7 protein-coding genes and 8 pseudogenes are annotated in these 11793 nt (G+C 32.0%); 3 read left to right on the top strand and 12 right to left on the bottom strand.

The genetic code is table 11. The features are described 5' to 3' along the window. Positions 1 to 21 precede the first annotated feature (21 nt). Both TERY_RS00150 and TERY_RS35725 read right to left on the bottom strand, forming a co-directional pair. Complete coding sequence (locus tag TERY_RS00150) at positions 22 to 405, bottom strand: DUF4346 domain-containing protein (protein WP_011609957.1); 384 nt, start codon at positions 403 to 405, stop codon at positions 22 to 24. Positions 406 to 1149: 744 nt separating this feature from the next. Continuing rightward, a pseudogene (locus TERY_RS35725) lies at positions 1150 to 1983 on the bottom strand (IS630 family transposase); the annotation flags it as partial. A gap of 117 nt (positions 1984 to 2100) precedes the next feature. On the opposite strand from TERY_RS35725, the pseudogene TERY_RS35730 reads away from it, so the two are divergent. Then, positions 2101 to 2708: pseudogene (locus tag TERY_RS35730) on the top strand (IS630 transposase-related protein); the annotation flags it as partial. Positions 2709 to 2787: 79 nt separating this feature from the next. On the opposite strand, the gene TERY_RS26725 reads toward TERY_RS35730, so the two are convergent. Continuing rightward, positions 2788 to 3243, bottom strand: a complete 456-nt coding sequence (locus TERY_RS26725) for an IS630 family transposase (RefSeq protein WP_081432519.1) — start codon at positions 3241 to 3243, stop codon at positions 2788 to 2790. An 8-nt stretch (positions 3244 to 3251) separates the two neighbouring features. Next, positions 3252 to 3755: a helix-turn-helix domain-containing protein gene (locus TERY_RS00160; RefSeq protein WP_011609939.1), complete on the bottom strand. Its 504-nt coding sequence runs from the start codon at positions 3753 to 3755 to the stop codon at positions 3252 to 3254. Between the two features lie 78 nt (positions 3756 to 3833). On the opposite strand from TERY_RS00160, the pseudogene TERY_RS31900 reads away from it, so the two are divergent. Continuing rightward, a pseudogene (locus TERY_RS31900) lies at positions 3834 to 4066 on the top strand (transposase); the annotation flags it as partial. Positions 4067 to 4134: 68 nt separating this feature from the next. On the opposite strand, the pseudogene TERY_RS35735 reads toward TERY_RS31900, so the two are convergent. From TERY_RS35735 to TERY_RS00170, 4 genes and pseudogenes are all read right to left on the bottom strand, one after another. Beyond that, a pseudogene (locus TERY_RS35735) lies at positions 4135 to 4372 on the bottom strand (IS630 family transposase); the annotation flags it as partial. 366 nt (positions 4373 to 4738) lie between these two features. Continuing rightward, positions 4739 to 5374: pseudogene (locus TERY_RS35740) on the bottom strand (IS1 family transposase). A gap of 132 nt (positions 5375 to 5506) precedes the next feature. Continuing rightward, a pseudogene (locus TERY_RS35745) lies at positions 5507 to 6072 on the bottom strand (IS1 family transposase); the annotation flags it as partial. A 467-nt stretch (positions 6073 to 6539) separates the two neighbouring features. Continuing rightward, on the bottom strand, positions 6540 to 6839 hold the full coding sequence (locus TERY_RS00170) for a DUF2103 domain-containing protein (protein WP_011609960.1): 300 nt from the start codon (positions 6837 to 6839) through the stop codon (positions 6540 to 6542). A gap of 1011 nt (positions 6840 to 7850) precedes the next feature. On the opposite strand from TERY_RS00170, the gene TERY_RS00175 reads away from it, so the two are divergent. Next, positions 7851 to 8186 (top strand): DUF760 domain-containing protein, encoded by a 336-nt coding sequence (locus TERY_RS00175; RefSeq protein ID WP_011609961.1) that lies wholly within the window; start codon positions 7851 to 7853, stop codon positions 8184 to 8186. Between the two features lie 629 nt (positions 8187 to 8815). On the opposite strand, the pseudogene TERY_RS31915 reads toward TERY_RS00175, so the two are convergent. The 4 genes and pseudogenes from TERY_RS31915 to TERY_RS31920 form a co-directional block, all read right to left on the bottom strand. Next, positions 8816 to 8911 (bottom strand): annotated as a pseudogene (locus TERY_RS31915) (IS630 family transposase); the annotation flags it as partial. Positions 8912 to 8920: 9 nt separating this feature from the next. After that, positions 8921 to 9478, bottom strand: a pseudogene (locus TERY_RS35750) (IS1 family transposase); the annotation flags it as partial. A 509-nt stretch (positions 9479 to 9987) separates the two neighbouring features. Further along, positions 9988 to 11229, bottom strand: a complete 1242-nt coding sequence (gene argJ / locus TERY_RS00185) for a bifunctional ornithine acetyltransferase/N-acetylglutamate synthase (RefSeq protein WP_011609962.1) — start codon at positions 11227 to 11229, stop codon at positions 9988 to 9990. A gap of 400 nt (positions 11230 to 11629) precedes the next feature. Continuing rightward, positions 11630 to 11785 carry a hypothetical protein gene (locus TERY_RS31920; protein ID WP_155994197.1) on the bottom strand — a complete coding sequence of 52 codons (156 nt, stop codon included), beginning with the start codon at positions 11783 to 11785 and terminating at the stop codon, positions 11630 to 11632. Positions 11786 to 11793 lie beyond the last annotated feature (8 nt).

Genomic DNA, 11793 nt, shown 5'->3' on the forward strand with positions numbered 1-11793 from the left:
ACATAATTTCTGTAAATTGAGTTAATCTTGAATATATTCTTTACCACTTAATAAAGCAATTTCAGCACGGACAAATTCCCGCCCTAAATAAGCAGCATGATCTAACATTGTGATGTGACAAGGACGGGTTTCTTCAAATATTTTGACACACATTTCTTTTGCGGTTTTTGCAGTAAATATTGCATTTTCCTGACGTTCTACTTTACCTTTAGCAGGAATAGGTTTTCCTGTTTCTGGATCGATAGCTAGACCTCGGCTGTCAATTATATTAGTAAAATGTTTTGCAAAAATAAGACCAGCTTTTTTGTCGATGAAGATAATAAAATAACCACCAGGGTCTAGATCTATGTGACGTTTTGAAAGCTTTTTATCAATTGTATTTAATTCTTCAAAGGTGATATTCATAGTTCAAATTTAGAATTGCTTGTATTTTATTCTACATTTTTCTTGGTTGTTTAACTCAGTTATGGCATCTTAAAATTTATATAGCAATTCCCATAATTTTTTTTTCGGGCAATACAGTTGAGTTAAGATTTTTAAGGTTATATTCATAGTAAAAATGTAGAATTGCTTGTATTTTATTCTACATTTTTCTTAGTTGTCTAACTCAATTATAGCATTTTAAAATTTATATAACAATTTCCATACTGTTTTTTTTTCGAGCAATACAGTTGGGTTAAGATTTTTTTTTGCAATTTTGTAATCTGAACAGCTTATATCATAGTTCAATAATATAATAGCAGTACCTTGATATTTTTGAAGTGCCAAAATGCTATTAATTGTTCTTTTGGAGTAAGGGAAATATAAAGCTCTTGCTAAGAAAAGCTTTAATAAAAGATAGATTACTATCCACAGTTTATCAAAAGTAAAGCCTATATTTTATAAAGCTTTGATAATATTTTTATTTATGTTTTACTCACCTCAGTTTTGCCTTGCTCTAAAACGTATTGTGTTTTAGGGAGTAGAAAATAGTAGTTGCACCACATTATTTTCTGGTACAAACTGACTTTTCCTAGGTCATACTGCACAAATAAGATATTTTTCTGTCACAAAAATGTTTCGTATAAAAGATTAAAAAAATAATGTTACAAATAATCGGGGGTAAATTTATCGGAGAATTTAATCAGATTTCCCTTTCTATAAAATAAGCTATAGCAATCCGTGGGTAGGTTGCGACAAAATTCTATACTGAAAAAGTTTTGGGAAATTGGATATTTTACCATCTGCAAAAAACTTTAAATAACTTAACTACTTTAAAATAACTGCAAAGATAATAAAAATATCTAATAAATTTTTTGGCTTGTAACCAAATATCTTCAACAGGATTTTGCTCCGGAGCATTTGGAGCAAATGAGCGTACAGTTTATCAAGCATTCTTCTTCCGATAAGTCTTGATTAATTGTCATTAAATATTCTCTATATGCTTGAAAGTTATAATAAGTTACTCCATCCCAAAATATTGCCAATTTATTACCTGGTCTTTGCTTCTGCAAATATTTAATAAATTCCATAGTTTTTAGTATTTCCACTTCTTTAATTCTTGCACAATAAATTATTTAGTTTGATAGTCTAAAACTCGATAATAAAGTCTGTTTTTCTTTTTCATTTTTCATCGTAATTTATATTCTTTCATATGTTTTTACCTAAGTATAACCTAATATATCTCCCCATAGAAGATGACATTCATAAATCATAAATACTGTAAGCTTTTCAGCTTCTATTGCTGGTTACTATTTATTTAGCTAACAATTCCTCTATTTTTTTCTTTCAGCTTGTACTAATTTATCATTTGTAGCAGTTTTTGAATTTTTTTTCAGCTTATTTATGCTTCTTTTAAGAATTTAAAATAACTTTAGATATACTCAAAAAAAATCTCATATTGATTCTGTAAATAGCTTTTTTGACCTGATAAAATTAGGTAATATTGTTCCCTAAAATACTGATTTTTTTTTCTTCCTTTGCGACAGCCTTTAAGTCACCTTTTTCCCAATATATAGTCGTTTTAATTAAGATTTAAATAAAAATTGAGTATAATAAAATCAAGTCAAATATAAACTATTTTGAACTATGCCTTACAGTTTATAATTCAGACAAAAAGTAATAAGTTTTGTAGAAAATGGCGGTACGATTACCAAAGCAGCTCATACATTTGGGATAGCAAGATCTTCGATATATAGATGGTTATCTCGCCCAAAATTGTCAGCAACTAAGGTAAAAAGTCGTCAAAGAAAATTAGATTGGAAAGCATTAGAAAAAGATGTAAAACCAAATCCAGAGTCGCTCATTGTCAGACAGAGCTAAAAAATTTGGAGTTAATCAATCAGCTATATTTTATGCTTTAAAAATAATGGATTTTCCTTGAAAAAAAACAACTTCGTTATAGAGAAAAAAATAGAGAAGAAAGGATAAAATATTATCAGCTTTCCCTTGAAATTTTATCAAAAAATTTGGAAGTAAAAGCCTTGTATTTATTGATAAATCAGAATTTGAAGATAATCAAGACTGTATTTATGCCTGGTCAAAAAAAAGGGAAAAAAGTTTATGGTGAGCAAGAGGGAAAACGAGGTAAAAGAGGAAATTTAGTAGCCGGGAGAAGAAAAAAGGAAAAAGATTTAATAGCACCAATTATATTTAAAGGAACCCTAAATGCTGTGGGATTTGAACAATGGTTATACCAATTTCCTAAAGTCCGACTACACATAATGCTTCAAGAATAAAATCATATCCTGTACAAGAAGCAATATCTTTTTGACTAAATCCAGTTAATATATTTCTCAGGATTCTGCGTCAGAAATCTAAGGAATCGAAAACTCGATTTTTCAAGAATTTTTTCACCTCTTTCCACAGTCTTTCAATGGGATTAACTTCGGGACAATAAGGAGGTTGAAATAATAAAATGATGTGATCAGGGATAGATAAATCATTCCCTAGATGCCCTCGCCCGTTATCTAGTTGAATAATATGAATCTCTTCAGGATATGTTTGAGAAAAAAGCTCTAAAAATCTTTCAAAGCAAGGAGTATCTAGATGACTAAATTCATAAAAAAAGGAATCTCCTGTTTTTGGTTCTACTAAACCATAAAGCCATAGATATTTAAATAGCCATTGATATAAACCAATGGGCTTAACACCGCAAGCAGTAATGACTTTACCTGTTATAGTTTTTAATCCAATTCTAGTCTCGTCTTGACACCAATAGCGAATTGGCAGTTGATTTTCCGAATATTTATTAATTAACTTAATTTTCTCTTCTAGTTGAGATGAGAGTTTTTTTTAAAGTTTTCTTGAGCTTCTTTATTTTGTTTTATGTGATTTGGACGTGGAACTTTTAATTTACTTTTTAATTTATATCTGACTAATTGATGAACTGTTCGATAAGACAGCTCGATGTCAAAACAAGTCGTTAACCACTGTTGAATTTCACCATAGCTTTGGAAACCTTCCGGGTTTTGCAATTCTGCTTCTAATTTCTCGATTACATTTGGTGGAATTGAACTTGGCCTCCCTCCTAGATTTTTCTTTGGTTCTAGTAAAAGATTCAGTCCACCTGTACGATATTTCCCTAACCATTTTTGTACTGTGACTCGATTGCGTCCTAACATTATCGCAATTTCTTTTACTGTTTCTACTGTTTGAGTTTTCAACCAGTAAATAGTTTGAAGTCTTTCCTTTTCTTGAGCTGTACTCGCACTTTTTAAAAGTTTTTTGAGAGTTTCTACCGATTCATTTATCTCAATTTTTACTACTCCTGACATGGGGACATTTTCTATAATAGGTTACTTCTAAAAGTGTAGCTTAAGTTTATGAAATTAGTATTAGATAAACATTTATGACCATCATTAAAAATTCCCAGTGTACTGCTGCACGGATAATTCACCATTAATTACGAAAAAAAGTTATTATAGAATTAGTAGAAGCAGGGGGTCACCAATTACTATTTTTGCCAAAATACTCTCCTGATTTAAATGACTAAGAACATGATTTTAGTGCATTAAAAAGAGCTAGAATGTATTCACCTATCAATACATCTCTTGATAAAATTATTCGTAATTATTGCGCCAGATAGTGTCTCATTCTTATTTAAAAGAACTATATCTGAAGCATTAAACTTTCTAAACCATGAAATAATACTTAGTTTTTCCATTCGCTTTCTAAACTGCTGAGTTACATTTAATAATTATTTGTTTTCATGGCATAATTTTTTATGAAAAGATCATTTTTACTGCCAAGGCTATTTTAATTTCAAGGCTATTTTAATTTCTTTGAGCTCTTTTTTTTGATTAATAAAATCATCTAGTTCATCTATAATTTTCCTTTGTTTTCTTTTTCTTATACCTGTTATTTTTACTATTATATCTGTTGCAACCAATATGGGATTGCTATATTTTTATGGGACCAAAATGTCTTGCATAAAAGGTTAAAAAATAATGTTACAAATAATCAGGGGGATAAATCAAGAGGACTTAATCAGATTTCCCTTTCACTAAAAAAGGATATTCAAACCTTTATGATGATTTTTAATGCTAGGGGAGAAAAAATAATGCTTAACCTGGATGAAACTTCAATTATTAAGAATTAACACTCTACTAATAGCTTTTTTTAATAATTAGTATCCCAAAAGAATGTTGATTTTATAAATATTGTACGGGTTACCCTTACTGAAGAAAATGTAACAAATATTGGCGTTGCTGAATTATGGAATGAATCTGATTGAAACGGAAACATCCTGAAAATGTAGCTAGTGAATCAACAACCAAATATCATACCCCTGCATGTCCAGAGATTTAAAATAATATAATGTTTTTCGGTACAATCAGGCCAAGTAGTGTCGCAAACGCATATTTTCCCCTTCCACTCTAGTCCTGTAGGTCTTGATCAAGATTTGGTCTCGATCAGGAATAAACTGAGGGTAGACTTTATAGCGATCTTTGAGATAGAACAAGCAAGGCCATTGTCCAACTCTTGACCATAGGGAAGGGTCGGTTCAGTCACTATAGCCACCCAGCACCCAATCCAAAATTCCAGCCTTAAAATGGTTTATAGCCATCCAAACCCAGACTTTTTTTTTGAGCCTACAAAAGTTTGTAGTTCATCGAGTTCTCCTAGCTCTGGAACTGTGCCTTGTTCATAAGCATCAGGTAACTGATTACCCATCTGCAGTACTCAGCCAATCACAGTAGTGTGATATACCTTTGTGATTTCCTAAATCCCTCGAAAGCTCATGCCATTCACAGATATCTTCAGGCAAGTTCGACCAACTTCATCGCTTTAACTTTTGTGAAGCTTAGGGTTGCCTACAAACTGGCAAGAAAAACTGACACAGATATGATTTTTGTTTACCTGGTCTAATGCCATTTGGTATTCTGGACTTTATTGTATAGGAGAATCTTGAATCATTTACTCTTATATTTTGTGATTCATCCCCTATTTCAGTAACGCCGAATTATTTGTATAATATTTAATGCTAGTCTAAATAATTCAAATGTCGTTGCACAGTGACAAATGATTAGGAATATTGAGGAATGTGCTGATTTTTCAAATAATAGATAAGCAAAAAAATTGACTTGCATAACATGTCAATTGACTTGGAGTAGCATAAAGTTTTACTATGTAAGCTGGCTAAGTATTGTCAATTACGGTAGTTTTCTCCTTATACTCAGGTCATAGCTGTTTTACTGACCTTGCGCTCGCAATTCTCAATTAAGTAAGGATAAACGTTGTAGCCATAAGTAATATAAAGAAAACAAGCCCAATCTTGAATCATCTGCCACAATATTGTGAAAGTAACGGTCCAGCGATCGCCTATCACAAACTTAAGAATTCCTGACATTTGGCTATTTACGACCGTCCAAACCCAAAGTTGTTTTTTTTTGAGCGGATAAAAGTCTATAGTTCATCTATTTGAGTAGTTTCAGGATATCAAAGTTTTCTTCAAGAATCTGTGTCCCAGCAAGTCGTAACCAGTTAAGCACTGTCCAACAGAGAAATACCAGTCACTTTCTCAATAGCTCGGAATGCCATGCCGTTAAGGGACATTTTGACACACAGCTCTTTAATATCAGAACTGTAGCCCATAATGTTATGACTCCTGAGTAAAGCCTCCTGACTCAATAGTGGTCGCCTAAATTATCAGTAAAATATTAATTTTCACCTTAGCTATACTAGCCTACACTTCAATTAGGAAAGTATAGGCTTTGATTAAATATAGGGTCGCTATTGCTATTACCATTACTAGCGTAGACTTTCTCAGGCCTCTCAAACTTAGTCACAGCAACAATTTAATTGTTGACTTCTGACTTTAGTTATGGCTTTTCTAAGTAAATATACTTAAAATCCGACGAAAAAGTATATTTACTTAGCTAAAACTTAAGCAATTACCTTTTCTAAGTTTTCTTGAGTTAAGCTCATTAAAACAAATACTTTTTAATAGGACAATGGAGTATATTTACTTGGCCAAGACTTGAGTGATTACCTTCTCTAAGTTTTCTTGAGTTAAGCTCGTTAAAATAAATACTTCTTAATAGGACAATGGAGTATATTTACTTGGCCAAGACTTGAGTGATTAACTTTTCTAAGTCTTCTTGAGTTAAGCTCGTTAAAATAAATACTTCTTGAACTGTCTTTCCTTGTCTGGCAATAAGTTTAAAACCACCACGAATAGGCACTGATATTTTTAGCTTTATGTGGGGAATATGACTTTTGGATCTGCCGATAACCCCTGGAGTAACAGTTTCAATACCCTTATGTTGGGTTAATTTATCTAAAATTCGTATTAAGCCTTCAATATGGGTTGAATGATTCCAAACCAGACGACCTTTAGATTTAGATGATTTTCTCATCGGATTTTCTCCTTCTCTACATACCTAGTTTAATCTAGGGTTTGCTGAAAAAGCTGAAGAGTGAGGGCAGAAAATGGGCAATAGTTGCAGCAGATTAACTTTTTCCACTCAGATCAAGGAAAATCTAAAGTGGCCATATTAATTTATTAATTTTTTGTCGCTTTTCTCAAAGTAATATCAAGTCTGATTACGGGGCGATAACTACTTCAAAACCATTGTGGGATAAAAAAATCAGGATAAATGCATAGGAATAAAATCATTTTTTTTTGTTTTTAATAATAATAATTATTTATATGAAAAGGGGTACATTTCCTCAACATAGATAACCATTATGACTTCATTTAAATTCATTTTTATGTCAATTATTAATACTAGCTAATTGTTGGTTTTTATATGATTTGAATACTTACTTATTACTCAGTTTATTTTTATCTATTATATTTGTTGCTAATATAAATATCCTTACTTTCATTTTTTCCGTAACTATAACTTCTTCTTTTGTTTCTATTTCACTTTTTACTTGATATTTTATTTCAACTTAAAAAAATCATAATTATAAAATCTACTTTAATCTCTGCGGAATCTGGGTTAGGATTAAGATTTTTTTAATTAACTGAAATTAAATTTTCTGACGGCTATTTTGTTGAAAAATCAATCAATAAAATTTGATAGTGCGGGTGAGCAAAGCAACATTTTTGCTAAGAATAATTATCATTTTTAGGCGAACCGTAAGTTTATAAAAGAGTGAATCTTCTTTAAAACTTTTCTTTAAAACCTTATCTAGTAATAGTTTTGAGGTGCTTATAAACCCGTGTTCTTACGTACTTATTTTTAGTCCAAGAGACATAGAAATAAAGTGTTTTTTAGCTATCAAATAAAACAGGACTTCTTTGAAGATATTGTAGAAAAGTCCGACTTTAGAAGTTCGGTTGCACTGACTAGAGTAATTCCAAAATATCTTGTTAATATATAACTAATCTTAAATAGTTGTATTTATTGGAGGTAAATATTATGAATAATATTCCCGGCAGTCCTTCCAAAAATTTTTTCAGTCAATCAAATAGTAGTAATTTACTATGGCAATATGTTCAATCTATGAATCCAGAAACTGTTGCTCAACTTTCTAAGCCAGCTCCAGAAGTAGCTCAAATTATGGAACAAAATTTAAGAGGAATTTTGGGGAATTTGCCACCTGAAAATTTTTCTATGGCAATAACTACAAGTCGAGAAAACCTTGGTCAACTTCTAGCTTCTGCAATGATGAGCGGTTATTTTTTAAATCAAGCTAAACAAAGAATGGAACTTGAAAATCTGTCGATTCCTTTCACAAACGATAAAAATGAATAAGTATTCAACTTAAGATAATAATTATTCTGATTTTATGTTGTAATATTTTAGTATAAATAGATAAATAGATAATTAGTTTTTCTAGATTCAAAGCTTTGTTTTTTTTCTAGTTGACTAAGAACAATAGTATAAATATATAGAGTAGGGATAGGTTTAACTGTCAAAATAGAAATTATTATTCATCTATTATTACCTATCCCAGTAAATTTTTGTGAATTAATACTATTTTTTGATTATCACAACATTTCTAATGCTTACTTTAATTGTTTATAGAATTAAAATATTGCTGGAAAAATTGATTAACTTATCCCCAAATTCTTGGTTCGTTGGCATAACATTCCCTACAGTATGGTCACTATCAATATGTATTAACTCTACCCAAGGGGGTTTAGCTACAAATTATTAGCTATTTTGAATAGGAATTACATAATTATTTAAACCATGAAAAACTCAAACTTGCAAAGAACGTTAGATTTTTTTCCTGATAAATGCATAACCAAAATTATTTACCTATTTTAATTAAAACTTGTTTCTGGAAGTTTTATAGGTAAGACTAGAAGGTAGGTCGGCAAGATTAAATTGAGGGAATATGAGGTATAGATATAGTCATTTTCAATAAGAATGAGATACTATTTGGCACAATAATTACGAATAATTTCATTAAGAGATGTGTTTATAGGTGAATATATTCTAGCTTCTTTTAATGCACTAAAATCATGTTCTATCTGAATATTCCCCACTGATTTATGTCTCTCTTCAGGAAAAACAAGCTCGTAAGCTGACCCAAAATCTGTATAACAAACTGCACACGACCTTAAGACACCGTGGGTTAGAATTCCATAATCTATGCTGCCCCTTTTTCTCCTCTTTCCCCTAAGTAGAAACCCACAATTTCTTTAGTTTCTATATCAATCGCTAACCACAGCCATTGTTTATTATTTTTATTGCCTACAAATGAGCACATTTAATCACATTGAATAGTGATTTTACCGGTTTTTTTTAGTACATTTAATAGAGCGTGAAACCTCAGCATACTTATTATTGACGTAATTCTGGATCCATTTTTTGACACGCCTGTTACACAGATTATACCAGCAAAACTAATTTTTTCTCTATTTTAATTTATCAATCAGTTCTTGGGTTTAATTACTAATATAATCTATTTGACTATTTTCGACAAATTGTCTCTGACAATTTTGACATTGATATTTTTGTTTTTTATTGTGAATAGTCCCATTTTTGACAATATGATTACTGCCACAACTAGGACAGATTAATTTATGAATGGAAATCTGAAATATATAGATTTTTTCTTATTACTGTTATAGATAATAGCATACTTTTTTCATGATAGTTGAGCTTAATTCCTGATAGTTTGATGACTAATTATTATGTAGCGATAGCCCAGATAAAAATTTTAAATTATTAAGCCCAAAAAACTTAATCTTTTCAAGATTAATGTCAATAAATAATCATTTATATTGGCTTATCACTACATATACAGGACCACCCCTATTTTTACGCAAGTTTCTTAAACATTCTTTTTGTAAATTGTTATAACCATGTACGGACGTTGCATACAATATCCTGTTCTTTGTGCTCTATAATAATTATGAAAAGCCTTGTAAGTAGGGCTTGCTAATTACAAAGCATGTACTAATATTGGTGTTTAGCTTTTATGGATAGACAAAAGTGCCGATTTTCCGGTCTAAAAAGCTCAAAACAAACCTATACCTAGTTCAAAACGTAATATAAAAAATCATCTCACTTCTGACTTTTGATTTTTAAGTTATGCTCGAAATTAGGTAGTGTATTCAGCATTAATCTTTACATAATCATAACTAAGATCACATCCCCAAGCTTTACCACTACCAACACCGTCCCCAACTTTGACAGTGATTAATACAGTATCATCTAAGAGATATTTTCCAGCTGCCCTTTGCTTAAGATATTCCCTAGCAGCAGCTAGGTCAAAATCTAAGGGTTGCCCATTCTCCATTAGCAAAATATCTCCCAACTTTACCTGTAACTCCTTGTGATCAAATTTAACTCCGGCGCGACCCGCAGCGGCAGCTATCCTTCCCCAATTAGGGTCGCGACCAAAAATAGCTGATTTCACCAGAGAAGATCCAGCAATAGTTTTGGCAATTTTATTGGCAGATACTTCATTAGATGTTCCAGTAACTTGAACTTCTATCAGACAAGTTGCCCCCTCCCCATCCCGAGCTATCGCTTTGGCTAAATAAATACAAACCTCTGTTAACATTGCCTCCAACTTTTTTGCCTCTGCTCCCATATTAGTAATAGCAGATGTGCGAGACTGACCATTTGCCAGAGCAATAACTGTATCATTGGTACTGGTATCCCCATCAACAGTAATTTGATTGAAACTACGATTAACTGCTGTAGTTAACATGTCTTGCCATAATTGAGGAGAAACTGCTGCATCACAGGTAATAAATGACAGCATTGTTGCCATATTAGGATGGATCATACCAGAACCTTTAGCAATACCACCAATACGAACCACGCGATCGCCCATTAGAGTTTCTAGAGCTATTGACTTTGTAACTAAATCTGTCGTGACAATAGCTTTTGCTGCTGCTTCCCCTCCTTCTTGAGAAACTGTAGACACTAATTTGGGAATAGCTGCTTTGAGAGCATCCATTTTAATTCGTTGACCAATGACTCCAGTGGAAGCTAGTAAAATTAACTCTGGAGAAATATTTAGCGCTTTACCCAATTCTTTAGCACTTTCCACAGCATCCTGCCAACCTAAATCTCCTGTAGCAGCATTTGCTTGGCCAGCATTACACAAAATTGCTCTAGCACTTGGTTTATTCTCCAAACATTGGCGACAATAGTCCACACAAGCAGCTCTGACTTGAGTTGTTGTAAAGACTCCAGCAGCAATAGCATCTACGTTTGATAAAATCAAAGCCAAATCTTCTGCCCCAGAAGGTTTTAACCCCGCAGTTATTCCCGTTGCTTGATATCCTTTGGGAGCTGTTACTCCACCAGTTATTACTTGCCAGTCTGACATTTTTTTCCCTTTATTAGATAATTATGAATGGTGATTATACTAATTACTTAGGAGATACTTATTTAAACTTCATCATAAATCTAGATTTTTGGGATGGAGAAGCTTTGTTATTGGTATCTACACATTTTTAGGTTGACAAATCTCTGAAATTAAGTCTATAGAAGCAAATTCTATTAAACCCGGTAGTAATGGTTAAATTTTTAAGTGTTTTATATTTTGTTGTTCAAGCGATCGCTATATAGATTAACTTTTAAAAGTTAATACTATTGCCTAAGTCCTGATATTTGCGCTCCCAAGCTACTAATGATGCTACGATGTAATAAGGTGTTGGCGCCCTTACCACTATTATGAGTAACCCATTAGCTGATAAGTTTAGCCCTGCCTGCTTCTTGCCAATATTCTAAAGATACCTGTAATATGTAGACAACAAAGGCGACATAAGTTTTTTTCCCGTAATTCTCAATTTTTTGACAGCATCCCTTACATTCTGCTGGGTTACTTCTTCTCCCCACAACTTGGCTATCTGTTCTTGGGCTTTGTGCCCATTCTGCTCCATAAACTCTC

Source organism: Trichodesmium erythraeum IMS101 (genome assembly GCF_000014265.1).
GTDB lineage: Bacteria > Cyanobacteriota > Cyanobacteriia > Cyanobacteriales > Microcoleaceae > Trichodesmium > Trichodesmium erythraeum.

Excerpts from the sequence above, each read along its gene's own strand:
- TERY_RS00150 (WP_011609957.1), bottom strand. The coding sequence starts at position 405 with ATGAATATCACCTTTGAAGAATTAAATACAATTGATAAAAAGCTTTCA.
- TERY_RS00160 (WP_011609939.1), bottom strand. The coding sequence starts at position 3,755 with ATGTCAGGAGTAGTAAAAATTGAGATAAATGAATCGGTAGAAACTCTC.
- TERY_RS00170 (WP_011609960.1), bottom strand. The coding sequence starts at position 6,839 with ATGAGAAAATCATCTAAATCTAAAGGTCGTCTGGTTTGGAATCATTCA.
- TERY_RS00175 (WP_011609961.1), top strand. The coding sequence starts at position 7,851 with ATGAATAATATTCCCGGCAGTCCTTCCAAAAATTTTTTCAGTCAATCA.
- argJ (WP_011609962.1), bottom strand. The coding sequence starts at position 11,229 with ATGTCAGACTGGCAAGTAATAACTGGTGGAGTAACAGCTCCCAAAGGA.
- TERY_RS31920 (WP_155994197.1), bottom strand. The coding sequence starts at position 11,785 with ATGGAGCAGAATGGGCACAAAGCCCAAGAACAGATAGCCAAGTTGTGG.